Source organism: Bartonella sp. AU16XJBT (assembly GCF_028618665.1).
Lineage (GTDB): Bacteria > Pseudomonadota > Alphaproteobacteria > Rhizobiales > Rhizobiaceae > Bartonella.
Window position 1 is genome coordinate 23,199 of record NZ_JAQITF010000009.1, and the last position, 17,171, is coordinate 40,369.

Sequence of the window (17,171 nt, forward strand, 5' to 3'; positions counted from 1 at the left end):
CTCTATTGCAAAAATCCTACACCCTCACTTTTATTAACGAATCCCTCATGTTTAAAAATGTGAATAAAAACAACTTTCTGTATGGGATAAAAAAGAAGTGGCTCCCCGGGCCGGATTCGAACCAGCGACCAACCGGTTAACAGCCGGTTGCTCTACCGCTGAGCTACCGGGGAACGATGCTCAATCATCTAGCTGAAGAGGCTATAGCAAAGCAATACTGATTTGCAAAGAATAAAATTACTTTTTTTAAAAAAAATATGATAAATTGTGTAATAAGAGGAAAAAAGGCGAGAGAAAATTTCTACACCTTGACGGATGCTTTACCTTCCCTTATTGAGACTTTTGTATTTGTTGATGAGGCCTTGTGGCGGAATGGTTACGCAGAGGACTGCAAATCCTTGTATCCCGGTTCGATTCCGGGCGAGGCCTCCAGCCGATTTTAAACGAAACGGCTTTTAGGGGAGCTATAGGAAAAGAGATTATTTCCCTCTACAGTTGTAAAAACACCTTTGTATGAGAGATTGTACTGTTAGAATTGAGTTGTTGACTGTCTCATCTTTTTTTGTAACACCCATAGTTTAAGAGATCTTAGTCCCTCATTGTTGCTGTTTTGTTTGTTTTTTGTAGGTTAGGAGAAAATAGTCGTTATGGTTGCAGATTTTGCTGAGCTGCGTCGCAAAATGGTTGACAATCAAATTCGTACAGTCGATGTAACGGATTTATCAGTTCTTGAAGCGTTTTTAACGATATCTCGTGAAGAGTTTGTATCGGAAGATATGAAAGCATTAAGCTATCTTGATACCGATATTGTTTTATGTCCAGTGCGAGATGAGGTTCCAGCACGCTATTTGATGAAGCCTGCATCTCTCGCGAAATTATTACAGCTTGCTGCTGTAAAATCATCAGATGTTGTTTTAGATATTGGTGCAAATAGTGGTTATTGTGCAGCTTTGCTTTCAAAACTTGCAGGGTCTGTGATTGCGTTGGAAAATAATAAGTCTCTTTTTGAACGTGCTCTTGAAGCTTTAGAACGTAATCAATGTGATAATGTGGTTGTCATTCATGGTCCATTAGAGCAGGGATATGCCGTTGAGGGACCTTATGATGTGATTTTTATTGAGGGATCTGTCGATTTTATTCCACAAGGTATCTTTGACCAAATGAAAGACAATGGACGTCTTGTTGTGGTTGAAGGAGATGGAAATGCTGCTGTAGCACGAATCTACATCAAAGAAGATGGAATCATTTCAGCCCGGCGTGCTTTTAATCTCGCTGTAAAACCTCTTCCTTGTTTTTTAAAAACACCTGATTTTGTATTTTAGTGCTTGTTCGTTTTATGAATAAAAGATATTTCTGTTATTTGTTTGGGGTTTGTTATTGTGTGTATTGTGTTTAAAATAAACAAGAAGTTTCAGGCATGTTTTTTGCTGGTTTTGAGTCTTTTATTATCAGAGGCTGTTTGTGCTGAAACATTGATGGATGCCTTTTCTAAAGCTTATAAACACAATGCTAAGTTGAATAGTGAACGGGCGGCTGTTCGTATAGCCAGTGATGACGTTGTCATCGCGCGATCAGGGTTATTACCACAAGTTGAAGGGGTTGGGAGCTATGGGCGGAATAAGTCTTTTACAGGTCCTTATGTCACTTCTGGATCTATAGGCGTGAAATTAAATCAAAGATTATTTGACGGTTTTATCACGCAAAATATGTTTTCTTCAGCCCAAGTTAAGCTGCAGGCGCAACGTGAGTATCTTCGTAATGCTGAACAAAATACGTTTCTGGAAACTGTGACAGCTTATGCTAATGTCTATCAGACGCGTCGTGTTGCCGATCTTCGGAGAGAAAATTTGGCAGCTCTTGAAGAGCAGGTTCGTTCCAATAAAGCAAAATTTGATGTGGGTGAGGGAGGTCGTGTTGATCTTGCTCAAGCTCAAGCTGCACGTTCCGTGGCGGTTTCAGAACTGAGTCTTGCTCGTGCTGATGTAAAAGCAGCAGAGGCAGTGTATCGACAAATTATTGGTTCTGATCCTGAAAAGTTAAAACGCCCACCCGTCGCCACAGATTTTCCCGTCAATCTTGATACGGCTTACCAAATGAGCGTTGTGATGCATCCAGCAATCCTTTATGCTCAATATTTAGTCGATGCGAGTGGTTACAATGTAAAGGCGAAAGAAGGAGCGTTGCTTCCTAAAGTTGATTTTTCTGCAACAGCATCTTATAATCGGATTTACAGCGGTGCTGGAGAAGATGGCGTTTCTAAATCAATAGGATTGTCAGTGAGTGTTCCAATCTTTGAAGGGGGGCGTACGTCTGCGCAGATTCGCCAATCGAAGGAACAGCTTGGACAGGCGCAGCTTCAACTCGATTTGGCGCATAGTAATACGAGACAAGCACTTACTTCTGCTTGGTTTCAGTTGGAAGGTGCACGCGCATCTGTTATTGCTTACCGTGAAAGTGTTCGTGCTGCTGAAATTGCTCTTAAAGGTCGTGTGCAAGAAAATCGTGTAGGGCAGGCAACGACATTGGATGTTTTAAATTCTCGTACTCAATTGATTAATGCTCAGATTGCGCTTGCAATGGCAGAACGTAATGCTGTTGTGGCGAGCTATAGTGTTCAATCCTCTATTGGTAAATTGACTGCAAATTATCTAGGCTTAAAAACAATTCAATATATCCGTTAATGCATAAAAGTAGCTCTTTGATCTCAAATCATTTTAGTTTTTAAAATATTAGTTAATCAGTCGTTGGATATGTTGAAAAATAGAGCGGTTATATGTTTTTTTTAGTGCAGAAAGTTGTGTGTAGCGCCCTCTTTATGGCAAGCATATTTGAAAATATCACGAGAGGCATGTTGATCTTATGATTCTTTTGCATACACTGAAAATATGATTCTATTTGTTGTTGCGTCTCTGAGAGGTTGTAAAGTATGGTACAGAGTTCAAGCGTGTTACGTGAGCCAAGTATGGATGAAATTTTGACATCTATTCGTGAAATAATCGAAGAAAATACGGTTCAATCTGATCACTTTTTAAATGAAGATGTTGCAAATGCTTCGGAAGATCGTTTGGAAGTTGTATCAGAAGGTCTTTATGATACCACCCTATCTGTTGATGATGCTATGAAGGCTTTAGCTGATCGTATTGGTCTTTCTACTGAAAATCAAAGGGGAAGGAGCGCGCAAGAGAAAGAGGATACAGAGGTAGAAAATAATACAGTTGGTGTGGATGTGCAAAAGATGAAGTTTTCTTCTGAAGAGCGAAATTCTGTTTATAAAGCAAAAGAATATGAAGATGGGATCAGGAAGTCACAGTCAGAAGTTGGAGGAGCTGGTTGTGTGGAGTTGTCTGCCTATTGTATTTCTTCTGCAGAAAAGATTGCAAAGGATGTGTTGCGTCCGGCTATAGCAGAATGGTTACAGTCTAAATTGCCTGTTTTGCTGGAAGATATTTTACGTGAAGAGATTGTGAAGGCGATTAAAAAATCGTCTTAATTATTTTTTACATTATTTTTATGCTTTTCATTTTATGAGCACTTTGTTTGAGGTTTTGCGGGCTCTCTAGTGAGTGGTGAGGTTTGCCGGATTTTGATCGGGGTTTGGTCATATATTGTGTTTTTCAGCGGCGTTATGGATGGATAGAATGTTAGAAAAAAACTATGATGCTGCTTCCATAGAGCAACGGGTTGCAAAGAGATGGGAGACTCGTGGGGCTTTTAAAGCGGGAGCGGGCTCTAAAAGTGGTGCAGAACCTTTTTGCGTTATGCTTCCACCTCCTAATGTTACAGGCTCACTTCATATGGGGCATGCGCTCAATACGACAATTCAAGATATAATGGTTAGATTTCAGCGCATGCGTGGCAGAAATGTGTTGTGGCAGCCCGGTATGGATCATGCTGGGATTGCTACACAAATGGTTGTAGAGCGTCAACTTGCAGAGCGCCAAGAGCCAACACGTCAAGAAATGGGGAGAGAAAAGTTTATTGAGCGTATTTGGGAATGGCGTCATGAAACGGGGGGTATTATTGCAAACCAGTTGCGTCGCCTTGGCGTTTCATGTGATTGGTCACGTGAGCGGTTTACAATGGATGAGGGGTTGTCGCTGGCTGTTCGTGAAGTTTTTGTCACGCTTTATAAGCAAGGATTGATATATAGAGATAAGCGCCTCGTCAATTGGGATCCTAAATTGTTGACGGCTATTTCGGATCTTGAAGTTGAGCAAAAAGAAGTTCAAGGACATTTGTGGCACTTTAGATATCCACTTGAGGGTAAAATTTTTGATCCAAATGATGCGACAACTTTTATAACAGTGGCGACAACGCGTCCAGAAACAATGCTTGGTGATACAGGAATTGCCGTTAATCCTGAAGATGAGCGTTATAGAAATCTTATAGGTAAAAATGCTCTTTTACCACTTGTTGGTCGTAGATTATTGATTGTGGGTGATACGCATGCTGATCCTGAGGCTGGAAGTGGTGCTGTAAAAATTACCCCTGCTCATGACTTTAATGATTTCGAAGTGGGACAGCGTCATGATTTACACTTAATCAATATTTTTACCCAAAAAGCCGAGATTTTTCTCTGTGAGAATGAAGCGTTTTTTGATGGTTTGGTTTTATCAGATGAATTAAAAATGTTAGTAGAAAATCTCGATAAAGCTGATCGTTTTGTTGCGCGCCAGAAGATTATTTCTTTGATGGAAGAAGGAGGGTATTTAGCTTCTATTGATGATCATTCCCATATGGTTCCTCATGGAGATCGCAGTGGTGTACCTATTGAACCTTTTTTGACAGATCAATGGTATGTTCATGCTGCTGAATTAGCAAAGCCAGCGATAGAAGCTGTTCAACAAGGAAAAACGCAGTTTGTTCCCGATAACTGGAAAAAGACCTACTTCAATTGGATGCAAAATATTCAACCTTGGTGCATTTCCCGCCAATTATGGTGGGGACATCAGATTCCTGCTTGGTATGGTCCTGATGGAACAGTTTTTGTTGAAAAAAGTGAAAAAGAGGCTTTAGATTCGGCTTTTGCTCACTATGGTGAGGTGGTTGAATTAATCCGTGATCCGGATGTTTTAGATACTTGGTTTTCATCAGCTCTTTGGCCTTTCTCAACATTAGGATGGCCAGATAAAACGGCTGAATTATCTACTTTTTATCCAACATCTTTATCCGTTACAGGATTTGATATTATTTTTTTCTGGGTTGCTCGTATGATGATGATGGGACTTCACTTTATGGGTGAAGTTCCTTTCCCAACGGTTTATGTGCACGCTCTTGTCCGGGATCAAAAGGGTGCAAAGATGTCAAAATCAAAGGGAAATATTATTGATCCCTTAGAGCTTATTGATCAGTATAGCGCTGATGCCCTTCGTTTTACTTTGGCTATTATGGCAGCGCAAGGTCGTGATGTAAAACTTGATGCTTCCCGCATTGCTGGTTATCGTAATTTTGCTACGAAATTGTGGAATGCTACCCGGTTCGCACAGATGAATGGTGTGAAGCATGATCCAGCTTTTAAGCCAGGACAAGCAAAGTTGGCGCTTAATCGTTGGATTTTAACAGAGCTCTCTAAAACGATTTCAGCAGTGACAATGGGTATTGAACACTATAAGTTTAATGAAGCAGCAGCTGCACTTTATCGTTTCATTTGGAATACATTCTGTGATTGGTATTTGGAACTTCTCAAACCACTTTTTCAGGGTGAAAATGAAGATGCTAAAAATGAGGCTCAAGCTTGTACTGCTTGGGTTTTAGATGAAGTCTATAAACTTCTTCATCCCTTTATGCCGCATATGACAGAAGAGTTGTGGTCTCTTACAGAAACGCAAGGGATCAAGCGTGAGGATATGCTCGCATTGACAAAATGGCCAGAGGGAACATTGATAGATGAGGAGGCTGCTGCTGATATTAATTGGCTTATTGATGTGGTCACGGGGATTCGGTCTGTACGTTTTGAAATGAATATCCCTGCTGCTACACAAGCACCTCTTGTCGTTGTCGAAGGAGGGGAAGTAACGCGAGAACGTGTGCAGCGTTATGATGCACTTCTTAAAAAGTTAGCGCGTATTGAAGTCATTGATTTCTCCGATAAAGTTCCGGAAGTATCGGCACAAATGATTTTGGGTGAGGCTGTTTTTTGTTTGCCATTAGGACAGTTGATTGATTTGGAGGCTGAACGTATTCGTTTGAGGAAGGAGGCCCGTAAAATTGAACAAGATATTGAAAAAATATCGCTTAAGTTAAATAATCCCAAATTTATAGAAAATGCGAAAGCAGAAATTGTTGAAAGTGAACAAAATAGGGTTGTAGAATTGCGTGCGGCGCAGAAAAAAATATCTGTTGCTTTAGAGCGGTTGGGCTGATTCTAGTTTCTGTTTTTTTGGGTGATTTCATAGCATTACGGCTGGTATCGCTTTTTTTAAAGAAAACTTTTTCTTTTGTTCATCTTTGGTGAATGCGATCATGAAATCTCTACTGGGAGCCCCATTTTTATGTTCATCATTTAAAGAGAAACCTCTTAAGATACTTAAGCTCATTTTGCGCCGGCGCCCGTGAATGGTATAACAGTAAATCCATTGAGCCTCCCCATCTTTACGCTTGTGAAGTAACCAGTCGGCGCCATTACACACTTTGCCAGCGGCCCAATGGTGTGGGGGGATAGCCCTTGGCACTTAAAACGGTTCAATTGGTGTTGTTAGTCCTTTCTTACACAATTTCACTCCATACGGTTCTCCCTGCTTGTAACGTGAAAGTGTATGATTTTGATTGATTCAACATGGAACAGGTTTGGAATGAGAGAATCTTACGATATCCGGGGGGATCGTTCAATAAGCAAAAAAAGTATATTATCTTTATCAATCAATATTTATCTATGAAGCAAAGCATATAAAGTGAACAGCAGTTAGAATCTACCGAAAAAACCAGATTTTTTACCGATTGATGGGAGTGAGAAACTTCATCTTTCAACTGGAGAGACAGTCGTGAAGTTATAAGATAACGATCATCATTATATTTATCCATCTTTCATGTTTTTTTTCTACTTAAATGTTTACAATTCACCGTATATTCTCTCCATTCTCGAAATTCTATTCAAAGCGCAGGTTGTTTTATTGAACGATTTTTACTCATTCATATAAATTTTAAAGACAACACAATCCTATAACGTTAAAGAATGTGTTACAAAATATAGAGTGGTGATTTGTATTTAAAAATCAAATTGTTGTATATAAAAATGAACGCTTAATTTTATTGAATGCTTTTGATAATTTTCATTTATTTGTCTTTTCTTTTAAAAATTTTACTTTAAAATCTCCCATATTTCTTATTAAGAAGAAGAGTTTACAGATCTACAAAGAAATTTGTAACAGATAGAACATTAACATTGAGGGAGGGGGAAATGGTCAAGAGATTTCAGATATGGAAAAAAGCTACGATTGTTGTGACTTTAGGGGGATTTTTTTCGACTGTTTATACAATAGATGTTAATAGCTTGCAGGAAGTGCATGATGGTTCGTTTTATTTTTTGAAACGTGGCATTTCTGCTTATAAAAATGGGCAGATAAATCAGGCACTTTCAGCGCTACGTTGTGCCGCTAAGAGGGGCTATATTGGTGCGAATTGGAAACTTGGCTCTATCTACGCAAACGGTGATGGTGTTCCTAAAGATGATTACAAGGCTTATCATTTTTTTGCCTATATCGTTGAAAAAGGTGCTGATCTTGGCTCAGAGGATGAAAGTTATGTTTCTGATGCATTGGTTAAGCTTGCTGGGTATATAAAAAAAGGTATTCCTCAATCTCCTGTGAGACCTAATCCTTCTTATGCTGCTCGTCTTTATATGCAGGCTGCGGTGAACTATGGGAATCCTAAAGCTCAGTATCATTTAGGAAAAATATTTTTAAAGGGAGAGGGAAGGGAGAAGAATCTTATACAAGCAGCACGGTGGTTTCAACTTTCAGCAAAAAAAGGAAATCCTTCTGCCCAAGCGATGCTTGGAAATATGTTGCTTCAAGAAGGAAAAATCATTCGCGGTGCGGCAATGCTAACTGCTGCTTATGAAAAAGCGAACGTAAAAGATAGAAATTGGATTCGCCCTTTGCAAGAGCAGGCTTTTTCTCTTTGTAATGAATTTGAGAGACGTACAGCAATTTCAATGGTTGCTGATATTTTAAAAAATAAGCACTTTTAACAATCTGATTGTAATATCTTTTATACTCTCTCATTTGTTATTAAATTCTACTTTCTTGTGTCCAAGTTTACAGTAGAGATAGCTTTTTGCGATAATATAACGGCTAATGACTTAGGATTTTAGACAAAAACTCTTGTGTTCTTGGTGTCCTTTCTTGCGGATGAGAAAAGAACTCTTTAGATGAACAGTCTTCAAGAATTGTTCCTTGATCTATGAAAATAACACGCTCCGAGACTCTTTGTGCAAATCCCATTTCATGTGTTACACAAATCATTGTCATACCTTCTTCTGCTAAACTGATCATGACATCAAGTACTTCACCTACCATTTCAGGATCTAGAGCAGAAGTTGGTTCATCAAAAAGCATAACAAGTGGATCCATGGTTAAGGCACGTGCAATAGCAACACGCTGTTGTTGCCCTCCAGAAAGTTGACCTGGATATTTATCTTTATGCTCAATGAGTCCAACGCGTTCAAGATATAACAAACCACGTTCAAGTGCTTCTTTTTTGCTTCGTTTTAGGACTTTGGTTTGTGCAATTGTCAAATTTTCTGCGACAGATAAATGGGGAAAAAGCTCGAAGTGTTGAAATACCATTCCCACCTGACTCCGCAATTTAGGCAGATTCGTTTGTTTTGAATGAACAGGTATTCCATTAATCCAAATTTCACCTTTTTGAAAGGGAACGAGAGCATTAATTGTTTTAATGAGTGTTGACTTTCCTGATCCAGATGGCCCACAAATAACAACCACTTCCCCTTTACTAATATTGGTTGTACAGCTTTTAAGGACTTGAACTTCGCCATACCAATTAGAAACATTTTTTATTTCGATCATATGAGTGGACATTTTTTCCTCGTTAGCGAATAATGGATACTTTTTTTTGTAAATATAAAACGATTTGTGACAGTGTAAAACAGATAACAAAATAGAAAATAGCCGCTAAAATATAAGCTTCTTGTTTTACACCAAAATTATTAGCAGCAATATCAAAGCCATTCAAAAGGCTATGACCGCTGATGGCATAAACAAGGGTTGTATCCTGAAAAAGAATAATGACTTGTGTTAAAAAGACTGGAAGCATATCCCTAAAGGCTTGAGGAAGAATGACAATGTACATACTTTGCCAATACGTCATCCCAAGAGCTTGCCCCGCATATTTTTGTCCTTGCGGAACTGAATTGATACCAGCACGCATAATTTCAGCAAAATAGGCTGTTTCAAATGCGGTAAAGGTAATAAGTGCTGATTTATTGGCTCCGATGGATGTCCCCGTAAAAAAAGGCAGAAGCACAAAAAACCACAAGATAACCATTACAAGTGGTATTGAACGCATAGCTGTTATGTAAATGATTGCAAACCAAGAAAGAAGTTTTATGGAAGAAAGGCGCATCATTGCTAAAAGGGTGCCGAAAACAAATCCCAATATTGTTGCAAAAAGCGTTAGAAAAACGCTAAAGAGTAAACCTGATAAAATGTAAGAACGAAATACATCAAAGGTAAAAAAAGAAAAATCAAAGTCGGAAAAATTGAAAGGAAAATAAAGTCCAAACTGAGAGCTTATGAAATTTATCATATTCAATTTCCCTTTGTTTGAAAATTAGGAATTTTGAGCATTTGTTCAATGACTGTCATCACAATGAATACGAATAAGGCTATAAGAATATAAAGAATCGTAACAAGCAAATAGTTTTCGTAAACATGGCTTATCTCTTCAATTGTTTGGTATTGAAATTGCATGAGTTCATTTATTGAAACGGCAAATGCTATAGACGAATTCTTCACAATGCCCATTGCTTCTGAAGTAAGCGGCGGCATAATTGCACGCATAGCACGCGGTAATATGATATAGCGATAGCTTTGATAAGTTGTAAACCCCATTGCCATAGCAGCATAGCGTTGTCCTGAAGGAATGGCTTCAATGCCTGAACGAACCTGTTCTGCAATACGTGCCGATGTGAAGAATCCCAACGCGCATGTTATTAAGAGAATGGGGGAAAATTTCATCGCCGGTGGATAAATCTTAGGAACAACAAAATACCATAAAAATACCTGTACAAGGAGAGGAATGTTACGCATAATTTCTACCCAAATAGCACCAATAGTGCGACATACACAATTGATGATGGACGTTTTAGGTAAAGTGCGCATTGTTCCTATAATAACACCACAAAATATAGCTAATATAAGTGAAGTGATGGACAATATAACCGTATTTTTAAAGCCATCAAGAAGTGTATCTAAATAGGTATGACTTACGCCGGGAGTGCCCAAGCATCCTGTTACCAGTGTTTGAGTAAGGTCATCTCTACAAAGGAAAGAAAAGTCCATTAATTGATATTCCCTCAAATTAGTCATTCACAAATAGGACAATAAATCAAGCGTATCTACATAGGCGGAATTTATTAAAAAGTGAACTAAAATATAAACCACACTCAATTTTTAAAGAGTGTGGTTCTTTTTTTCAAATTCTATAAATCTTTTTCTGTGTAGCTTTCCCGTGGCTTATTGTTTGGGTGATCCCAAGCATATCTTGTTTGTTTTGATAAGGGAAGATTCATAACAGTATTAGCAGGTGGAATAGGTTTCATAAACCACTTATTATAAAGCTTTTCAAGTGATTCGTCTTTAATCTGACGTAGGATACTATCGTTAATGGCTTGTTCAAAGTTTTTGTCATGTAATCTAAGCATGCAGGCGATGGGTTCGACTGAAAGTACGGTGTCAAGAATGACATAATCAGATGGATTTTTTGATTTCGCAATATGTCCAGCAAGAATTGAAGCATCCATAACAAATGCATCGGCACGACCAGATTCGAGTAATAAGAAACTATCTCCGTGATCTTTTCCTTTGACGACTTTAAAGTGAATGTTTTTTGCACGTTTGTTTTTACGAATAAGTTGAACAGATGTTGTACCGGTAGTTGTTGCAACTGTTTTTCCATTTAAATCGTCAAGAGATTTAATGTTAGAGTTTTTCTTTACAGCAATCCGAACCTCTTCAACGTATGTCGTATAAGCAAATGCTGCTTCTTTACTGCGGGCAATATCATTTGTTGTTGAGCCGCATTCAAAATCATAGGTCTTATTTTTTAAGAGAGGGATTCTATTTTGAGAAGTGATGGGAAGATAATGAATTTTAATCGGTTTACCAATTTTTTTTGAGATATCATCAATGATACGTTCTGCCATTTCTGTATGAAAACCTACATATTTATTATTACCAAGGGCGTAGGCCAAACCAGATGATTCACGGACACCTAAAGTGATTTCTCCTGTTTGTTTTATTTTTTCAAGCGTATCATTTTCAGCATGAGCGACACTTGTGAGCCCAATGGCTGCTGCTGCAATAAACATTAACAATGATTTCTTCATTTATGTCCTCCATTCATTTATTTTTATTTTAGTTACTTAAGATATACTGTTTGCACGGTGTAGCATAGTTATTCTCTTAAGTGGAATTTTTTTGTTGTCTCATGAAATAAGGACTATACTTTCTTAATTGACATTAAGGTGAATCCAAACAGGAACATGGTCGGATGGTTTTGGGTATCCCCTTACTTCTGTTTGACTATGAGCGCAAATAAGGCGATCAACCGCTTCTGGTGATAAGAGTAAATGATCAATGCGAATCCCATTATTTTTAGGCCATGCCCCAGCTTGGAAATCCCAAAAACTGAAGGAGGGCGTATCAGTGACATTCCGGATAGCATCGTACAGTCCTAAATGAAGAATACGTTGGAATGCTTTTCTTGTTTTTTGAAGAAATAAGGCATCTCGATTCCATTCTTGAGGATTTTTGGCATCTAATGGGGTAGGGATGACATTATAATCACCGGCTAGAACAAGGGGTTCTTCATAGGCAAGCAATGATTTTGCATGTGTATATAATCTTTCCATCCATTCCATCTTATAGGAATATTTTTCACTCTCAATAGGGTTTCCATTTGGCAAATAAAGAGATGCAATACGCACAACACCTTTGTCTGTTGAATAAACGGCTTCAATGTAACGTGTTTGTTCATCGTTATCGTTGCCTGGTAAGCGATGGATCACTTCATCTGGCGTTTTTTTAGAGAGAATCGCAACGCCATTAAAACTTTTTTGTCCGTGTGTTTCTATATGGTAACCTAGATTTTCAATTGCATCACGTGGAAAATTTTCATCAATACTTTTAATTTCCTGTAGACAGACTATGTCTGGCTGACTTTTCTGTAGCCATTGATACAATGTTTCATGTCGTGCTTTTATTCCGGCAATATTCCACGTTGCTATTTTCATGGTGATCATCATTCGATATCAAATATGCAATTTAATTTGCTGCATTAATGTTTTACTGCAGTTACATCGTTGCTTTTTTATTTATAGGGCGATATTACTATGGTAAATTGATTTATCAAGAGTCCCGATAAAAGCAAATTTAAAGTTTAAAATTTAATTTATTTTCATTTTTGAAAACTTTCTGCTGTTTAGTTCTTGACGAATGTCTGTGTTCTCGCTATTAGACAAAAACATAACCGATGTGGAAGTGATCATTTATGATCGTTGAAATGGGTGTTAAAAAGATTAAAAGCAAATGCTAGTGCAAAAGGCTATTGCCTTCTCTGCTTGTGATCGGGTAAACTGTTTTTAGCAGGTGTGCCCGATTTTGTGTGTAGAATGAGGCATCTATTCCAATTTTGTTGGAGTGGATGGAAATAGAAATAGAAAAGCCCGATTGGGTGAGACGAATGTAGATCGAAAAGAGGAAGGTTGCATGCCTACCGTAAACCAGTTGATTCGTAAGCCGCGTGTAGCGCCAGTTAAACGTAATAAGGTTCCTGCTCTGCAGTCGAACCCGCAGAAGCGTGGTGTTTGTACCCGTGTTTATACAACAACGCCGAAGAAGCCTAATTCTGCTCTTCGTAAAGTTGCTAAAATTCGCTTGACGAATGGATTTGAAGTGATTGGTTATATTCCTGGAGAGGGGCATAATCTTCAAGAGCACTCTGTAGTGATGATCCGTGGTGGTCGTGTGAAAGATTTGCCAGGGGTTCGTTATCACATTATTCGTGGTTTGCTTGATACGCAAGGTGTCAAGAATCGTAAACAGCGTCGTTCAAAATATGGCGCTAAGCGTCCAAAATAATATTGAGAGACAAAGCCAATGTCCCGTCGTCATAGAGCAGAAAAGCGTGAAATTAATCCAGATCCTAAGTTTGGTGATTTGGTTATTACAAAATTTATGAATGCCATTATGTTTGATGGTAAAAAGTCAGTTGCAGAGCGTATTGTTTATGGTGCGCTTGATTCTGTAGAGAAAAAAGTAAAAACAGATCCAGTGGAACTATTTCATCGGGCTTTAGAGAATGTTGCTCCTCATATTGAGGTTCGTTCGCGTCGTGTTGGTGGTGCTACTTATCAGGTTCCGATTGATGTTCGTCCTGATCGCCGTCAGGCTCTTGCTATTCGTTGGTTGATTTCGGCGGCGCGTGGACGGAATGAGACGACGATGATTGAGCGTTTATCTGGTGAATTGATGGATGCGGCTAATAATCGTGGTTCTGCCGTGAAAAAGCGTGAGGATGTTCATCGTATGGCTGAGGCTAACCGTGCATTCTCGCATTATCGCTGGTAGAGTTTTTAAACTAAGGCAAATATAATGGCTCGCGAATATAAAATTGAAGATTATCGTAATTTTGGTATTATGGCGCATATTGATGCCGGTAAGACTACGATGACTGAACGTATTCTGTTCTATACGGGTAAGAATCATAAAATCGGAGAGACCCATGATGGTGCTTCTACGATGGATTGGATGGAGCAGGAACAAGAGCGCGGTATTACAATTACATCTGCTGCGACGACGACTTTTTGGGAAGGTAGTGACGGTCGGAAGCGTCGCTTCAATATTATTGATACGCCAGGGCACGTTGATTTTACAATTGAGGTTGAACGCTCTTTGCGTGTTCTTGACGGGGCGATAGCGTTGTTGGATGCTAATGCTGGTGTTGAACCTCAGACAGAAACTGTTTGGCGGCAGGCTGAGAAATATAGTGTCCCTCGCATGGTTTTTGTTAATAAGATGGATAAAATAGGTGCTGATTTCTATCGCAGCGTAGAAATGGTTGGTTCTCGGTTAGGGGCTAAAGCGCTTGTTGTACAGTTGCCGATTGGTGCTGAAAATGACTTTGAAGGTGTTGTTGATCTTGTTGAGATGAAGGCTTTAAAGTGGGATGGTTCTATTGGTGCTCCGGCGGTGATAGGTGAAATTCCTTCTGATTTAAGAGAAAAGGCTGAAGAGTATCGCGAGAAACTCATTGAAATGGCTGTGGAGGTTGACGAGGCTGCCATGGAGGCCTACTTAGAAGGCATTATGCCAACCAACGAGCAACTCGTTTCTCTCATTCGTAAGGGAACCGTAGAGGTTCAGTTTCATCCGGTTCTTTGTGGTACGGCTTTTAAAAATAAGGGTGTGCAGCCGCTTTTGGATGCTGTTGTCTCTTATCTTCCTTCTCCGGTTGATATTCCGGCAATTAAGGGGATTGATGTGAAGACTGAGGCTGAGACGACGCGCGAATCTTCTGATGATGCTCCACTATCTATGCTTGCTTTTAAAATTATGAATGATCCTTTTGTTGGTTCGTTGACTTTCTGTCGTATTTACTCTGGTAAAGTTCATAAAGGTATTTCTCTTGAGAATACTGTGAAGAAGAAAAAGGAGCGTTTAGGGCGTATGCTTCAAATGCATTCAAATTCTCGTGAGGATATTGAAGAAGCATTTGCTGGTGATATTGTTGCTCTTGCCGGTCTTAAGGAGACAACGACAGGGGATACGCTTTGTGATCCTTTGAAGCCTGTTATTTTGGAGCGGATGGAATTTCCAGAACCTGTTATTGAGATTGCAATTGAACCGAAAACAAAAGCAGATCAAGAAAAAATGGGTATTGCTCTTAATCGTTTGGCAGCGGAAGATCCTTCATTTCGTGTTAAGTCAGATGAGGAGTCAGGTCAGACTATTATAGCTGGAATGGGTGAGCTTCATCTTGATATTATTGTTGATCGTATGCGGCGTGAGTTTAAGGTTGAGGCAAATGTTGGGCAGCCTCAGGTTGCTTATCGTGAGTCAATTACTAAAATGGCGGAAATTGATTACACTCATAAGAAGCAATCAGGTGGTGCTGGTCAATTTGCTCGTGTAAAAATTATTTTTGAGCCTCATGAAGGTGATGATTTTATTTTTGAGTCGAAGATCGTTGGTGGTGCTGTTCCTAAAGAATATATTCCAGGTGTTCAAAAGGGGATTGAAAGCGTTATGGGGTCGGGGCCTCTTGCAGGATTCCCTATGCTTGGTGTAAAAGCAACTCTCATTGACGGTGGTTATCACGATGTTGATTCTTCTGTGCTGGCTTTTGAAATTGCTGCTCGTGCAGCTTTTCGTGATGGGGCAAAGAAGGCTGGTGCACAGCTTCTTGAACCGATTATGAAGGTAGAAGTCGTTACGCCAGATGATTATGTTGGTGATGTTATTGGTGATCTCAATTCTCGTCGAGGACAGATTTCAGGAACTGAAGCGCGCGGTATTGCAACGGTTGTCAATGCGATGGTTCCATTGGCAAATATGTTTGGTTATGTGAATACCCTTCGCTCTATGAGTCAGGGTCGTGCGCAGTATACAATGCAGTTTGATCATTACGAACCTGTTCCTTCGGCTGTTGCTTTGGAGATTCAAAAGAAATACGCGTAATTTCAGGTTGGTAAATTAATTTTTAACTTAGTCCTTGGCTTGGACAGAAAATGGAGAGCTCAAATGGCGAAGAGCAAATTTGAACGTACAAAACCGCATGTTAATATAGGTACGATTGGTCACGTTGATCATGGGAAGACATCATTGACAGCAGCGATTACGAAATTTTTTGGTGAGTTTAAAGCATATGACCAAATTGATGCAGCACCAGAAGAGCGCGCCCGTGGAATTACCATTTCTACAGCCCACGTTGAGTATGAAACAGAAAATCGTCACTATGCCCACGTTGATTGCCCCGGACACGCGGATTATGTGAAAAACATGATCACAGGGGCAGCGCAGATGGATGGTGCTATTCTGGTTGTTTCTGCGGCTGATGGTCCAATGCCTCAGACGCGTGAGCATATTTTGCTAGCCCGTCAGGTTGGTGTTCCTGCGATTGTTGTTTTTCTTAATAAAGTTGATCAGGTTGATGATAGCGAACTTTTAGATCTTGTAGAGCTTGAGGTTCGGGAGCTTTTATCTAAATATGATTTTCCTGGTGATGATGTGCCAATTGTTAAAGGTTCAGCGTTGGCTGCCCTTGAGGACAAGGATAAAAGCATTGGTGAAGATGCGGTTCGCCTTTTGATGAGTGAGGTTGATAAGTATATTCCAACCCCTGAACGTCCTGTTGATCAACCATTCTTGATGCCGATAGAAGATGTCTTTTCGATTTCAGGTCGTGGAACGGTTGTTACGGGTCGTGTTGAGCGCGGTGTTATTAAGGTTGGGGAAGAAATCGAGATTATCGGAATTCGTCCAACATCTAAGACAACAGTCACGGGTGTAGAAATGTTCCGCAAGCTTTTAGATCAAGGGCAAGCGGGTGATAATATCGGTGCTTTGCTTCGTGGTGTTGATCGTGAAGGGATTGAGCGAGGTCAAGTATTGGCGAAGCCCGGATCTGTTACACCTCATACACGTTTTAAAGCAGAGGCTTACATTTTGACGAAGGATGAAGGCGGTCGTCATACACCGTTTTTCACGAATTATCGCCCTCAGTTTTACTTCCGTACGACGGATGTTACGGGTATTGTCACGCTTCCAGAAGGAACGGAAATGGTTATGCCAGGGGATAATGTTGCGATGGATGTGTCTTTGATTGTTCCAATAGCGATGGAAGAGAAGCTTCGTTTTGCTATTCGTGAAGGTGGTCGTACTGTTGGTGCTGGTATCGTCTCTAAGATCATTGAATAAATAATGCTTGCTGAG

General features: G+C 39.6%; 14 protein-coding genes and 2 tRNA genes. 10 read left to right on the top strand and 6 right to left on the bottom strand.

All coding sequences use genetic code 11. The features are described from left to right. Positions 1 to 98: 98 nt before the first annotated feature. Positions 99 to 173 (bottom strand) — tRNA-Asn (locus PVV66_RS06265). Between the two features lie 185 nt (positions 174 to 358). Between PVV66_RS06265 and PVV66_RS06270 the strand changes: the two genes are divergently transcribed. The 6 genes from PVV66_RS06270 (at position 359) to PVV66_RS06300 (ending at position 8,188) form a co-directional block, all read left to right on the top strand. Then, positions 359 to 432, top strand: a tRNA-Cys gene (locus tag PVV66_RS06270). 215 nt (positions 433 to 647) lie between these two features. After that, positions 648 to 1,322, top strand: a complete 675-nt coding sequence (locus PVV66_RS06275) for a protein-L-isoaspartate O-methyltransferase (RefSeq protein ID WP_273717762.1) — start codon at positions 648 to 650, stop codon at positions 1,320 to 1,322. Between the two features lie 57 nt (positions 1,323 to 1,379). Beyond that, positions 1,380 to 2,681: a TolC family outer membrane protein gene (locus PVV66_RS06280; RefSeq protein WP_273717761.1), complete on the top strand. Its 1,302-nt coding sequence runs from the start codon at positions 1,380 to 1,382 to the stop codon at positions 2,679 to 2,681. Between the two features lie 245 nt (positions 2,682 to 2,926). Continuing rightward, positions 2,927 to 3,490 (top strand): DUF2497 domain-containing protein, encoded by a 564-nt coding sequence (locus PVV66_RS06285; RefSeq protein ID WP_273717760.1) that lies wholly within the window; start codon positions 2,927 to 2,929, stop codon positions 3,488 to 3,490. Between the two features lie 148 nt (positions 3,491 to 3,638). Then, positions 3,639 to 6,362 carry a valine--tRNA ligase gene (locus PVV66_RS06290; protein WP_273717759.1) on the top strand — a complete coding sequence of 908 codons (2,724 nt, stop codon included), beginning with the start codon at positions 3,639 to 3,641 and terminating at the stop codon, positions 6,360 to 6,362. Between the two features lie 1,034 nt (positions 6,363 to 7,396). Beyond that, positions 7,397 to 8,188, top strand: coding sequence for a tetratricopeptide repeat protein (locus PVV66_RS06300; protein WP_273717757.1), 792 nt, complete (start codon positions 7,397 to 7,399; stop codon positions 8,186 to 8,188). Positions 8,189 to 8,291: 103 nt separating this feature from the next. On the opposite strand, the gene PVV66_RS06305 is transcribed toward PVV66_RS06300, so the two are convergent. From PVV66_RS06305 to xth, 5 genes are all read right to left on the bottom strand, one after another. Continuing rightward, positions 8,292 to 9,038 carry an amino acid ABC transporter ATP-binding protein gene (locus PVV66_RS06305; protein WP_273717755.1) on the bottom strand — a complete coding sequence of 249 codons (747 nt, stop codon included), beginning with the start codon at positions 9,036 to 9,038 and terminating at the stop codon, positions 8,292 to 8,294. A 10-nt stretch (positions 9,039 to 9,048) separates the two neighbouring features. Beyond that, entirely contained in the window at positions 9,049 to 9,765 is a 717-nt protein-coding gene (locus PVV66_RS06310) for an amino acid ABC transporter permease (protein ID WP_273717753.1), read from the bottom strand. A gap of 2 nt (positions 9,766 to 9,767) precedes the next feature. Continuing rightward, positions 9,768 to 10,520 carry an amino acid ABC transporter permease gene (locus tag PVV66_RS06315; protein WP_273717751.1) on the bottom strand — a complete coding sequence of 251 codons (753 nt, stop codon included), beginning with the start codon at positions 10,518 to 10,520 and terminating at the stop codon, positions 9,768 to 9,770. A gap of 140 nt (positions 10,521 to 10,660) precedes the next feature. Then, positions 10,661 to 11,566: a transporter substrate-binding domain-containing protein gene (locus tag PVV66_RS06320; protein WP_273717749.1), complete on the bottom strand. Its 906-nt coding sequence runs from the start codon at positions 11,564 to 11,566 to the stop codon at positions 10,661 to 10,663. Between the two features lie 123 nt (positions 11,567 to 11,689). Next, positions 11,690 to 12,472, bottom strand: a complete 783-nt coding sequence (gene xth / locus PVV66_RS06325; protein WP_273717748.1) for an exodeoxyribonuclease III — start codon at positions 12,470 to 12,472, stop codon at positions 11,690 to 11,692. Positions 12,473 to 12,947: 475 nt separating this feature from the next. Here xth and rpsL point away from each other — a divergent pair, with 475 nt between their 5' ends. The 4 genes from rpsL to tuf all read left to right on the top strand — a co-directional run bounded on the left by rpsL (position 12,948) and on the right by tuf (position 17,156). Beyond that, positions 12,948 to 13,319 carry a 30S ribosomal protein S12 gene (gene rpsL / locus PVV66_RS06330; RefSeq protein WP_005773262.1) on the top strand — a complete coding sequence of 124 codons (372 nt, stop codon included), beginning with the start codon at positions 12,948 to 12,950 and terminating at the stop codon, positions 13,317 to 13,319. 18 nt (positions 13,320 to 13,337) lie between these two features. Further along, entirely contained in the window at positions 13,338 to 13,808 is a 471-nt protein-coding gene (rpsG, locus tag PVV66_RS06335) for a 30S ribosomal protein S7 (protein ID WP_273717745.1), read from the top strand. Positions 13,809 to 13,832: 24 nt separating this feature from the next. Then, positions 13,833 to 15,917 (top strand): elongation factor G, encoded by a 2,085-nt coding sequence (fusA, locus tag PVV66_RS06340; protein ID WP_273717743.1) that lies wholly within the window; start codon positions 13,833 to 13,835, stop codon positions 15,915 to 15,917. Positions 15,918 to 15,980: 63 nt separating this feature from the next. Then, positions 15,981 to 17,156: an elongation factor Tu gene (gene tuf, locus PVV66_RS06345; RefSeq protein ID WP_012231465.1), complete on the top strand. Its 1,176-nt coding sequence runs from the start codon at positions 15,981 to 15,983 to the stop codon at positions 17,154 to 17,156. The last annotated feature ends 15 nt before the right edge of the window (positions 17,157 to 17,171 follow it).

Coding starts and splice junctions, on each gene's coding strand:
- rpsL (WP_005773262.1), top strand. CDS start 12,948: ATGCCTACCGTAAACCAGTTGATTCGTAAGCCGCGTGTAGCGCCAGTT.
- PVV66_RS06300 (WP_273717757.1), top strand. CDS start 7,397: ATGGTCAAGAGATTTCAGATATGGAAAAAAGCTACGATTGTTGTGACT.
- PVV66_RS06320 (WP_273717749.1), bottom strand. CDS start 11,566: ATGAAGAAATCATTGTTAATGTTTATTGCAGCAGCAGCCATTGGGCTC.
- PVV66_RS06290 (WP_273717759.1), top strand. CDS start 3,639: ATGTTAGAAAAAAACTATGATGCTGCTTCCATAGAGCAACGGGTTGCA.
- PVV66_RS06310 (WP_273717753.1), bottom strand. CDS start 9,765: ATGATAAATTTCATAAGCTCTCAGTTTGGACTTTATTTTCCTTTCAAT.
- PVV66_RS06275 (WP_273717762.1), top strand. CDS start 648: ATGGTTGCAGATTTTGCTGAGCTGCGTCGCAAAATGGTTGACAATCAA.
- fusA (WP_273717743.1), top strand. CDS start 13,833: ATGGCTCGCGAATATAAAATTGAAGATTATCGTAATTTTGGTATTATG.
- tuf (WP_012231465.1), top strand. CDS start 15,981: ATGGCGAAGAGCAAATTTGAACGTACAAAACCGCATGTTAATATAGGT.
- rpsG (WP_273717745.1), top strand. CDS start 13,338: ATGTCCCGTCGTCATAGAGCAGAAAAGCGTGAAATTAATCCAGATCCT.
- xth (WP_273717748.1), bottom strand. CDS start 12,472: ATGAAAATAGCAACGTGGAATATTGCCGGAATAAAAGCACGACATGAA.
- PVV66_RS06285 (WP_273717760.1), top strand. CDS start 2,927: ATGGTACAGAGTTCAAGCGTGTTACGTGAGCCAAGTATGGATGAAATT.
- PVV66_RS06315 (WP_273717751.1), bottom strand. CDS start 10,520: ATGGACTTTTCTTTCCTTTGTAGAGATGACCTTACTCAAACACTGGTA.
- PVV66_RS06305 (WP_273717755.1), bottom strand. CDS start 9,038: ATGTCCACTCATATGATCGAAATAAAAAATGTTTCTAATTGGTATGGC.